Genomic DNA, 878 nt, shown 5'->3' on the forward strand with positions numbered 1-878 from the left:
GGGCGGTGCTGCAGCTGGTAACAGTGGAGCATATGCTTTTATTAAAGCATACGCATCTGATATTGGTGCAGGTAAGGCTGTAAGCGTTGGTGCTGGTGGCAAGTCACAGGTAAATGGCGCCGGGTTTGCAGGTGGTACAACCGCAATTGCAGATATCGCTGATGTTACTGGCGGGTATGGGTCAGGCCCGGGATCAGTCGGCGCTACTACCGCAGTTGCGCAGCCATCATATGACAAGCCAGTTATCAATAAGTATAACAAGACCGAGGTGCTTGCTTTCAGCCTAGGTTCGCAGGCGTGTAACTTTCTTCAGGCAGCGACAGGATCGGGAACCGGATGGCTTTCTCCGGCATCTCCTTTCCCTGGTGGTGAGAGAGGGCGTGGGGGGTCTGGTATTTTTGTTAACGCAAGCTCCGCTGCTCAGGCTGGGTTTGCGGGAAATGATGGCGCAATACTGATTATGGAGTACGCGTAATGGTTCCGGAAAGCTATGCAGTTGTTAACTCAGATGGCCTGATAATTAATATTGTTGTATGGGATGGCGTCACAGAATGGGGGCCGCCTGAAGGCACTCATGCAGTAAGGTGCGGTGATAATCTTTGCGGGATTGGCGGAACATACAAAGAAGGTGTGTTTAACGTTCCTCCTGAGCCGGAGGTACCAAAAGAGGATTTGATTTCTCAGGCAGAGCAGCAAAAGGCTAATCTTATAGCTGAAGCAAGCCAGACGATCTCCATACTTCAGGATACGGTCGACCTAGACATGGCGACAGATGAAGAAAGAACACAGTTAACTACACTGAAAAAATATCGCGTGCTTTTAAGCCGGGTTGATACTTCCAAGGCACCTGATATTGACTGGCCAAAATAAAGTAGGCC

2 protein-coding genes are annotated in these 878 nt (G+C 50.0%); both read left to right on the top strand.

The window, feature by feature from the left end; all coding sequences use genetic code 11:
* On the top strand, positions 1-475 hold a 475-nt coding region (locus FDX01_RS23015), incomplete at its 5' end, for a hypothetical protein (protein ID WP_212734001.1).
* Entirely contained in the window at positions 475-870 is a 396-nt protein-coding gene (locus tag FDX01_RS04550; RefSeq protein ID WP_137399311.1) for a tail fiber assembly protein, read from the top strand. The genes FDX01_RS23015 and FDX01_RS04550, both read left to right, overlap by 1 nt.
* Positions 871-878 lie beyond the last annotated feature (8 nt).

This window comes from Citrobacter sp. wls613, assembly GCF_005281195.1.
Lineage (GTDB): Bacteria > Pseudomonadota > Gammaproteobacteria > Enterobacterales > Enterobacteriaceae > Citrobacter > Citrobacter gillenii.

Excerpts from the sequence above, each read along its gene's own strand:
- FDX01_RS04550 (WP_137399311.1), top strand. The coding sequence starts at position 475 with ATGGTTCCGGAAAGCTATGCAGTTGTTAACTCAGATGGCCTGATAATT.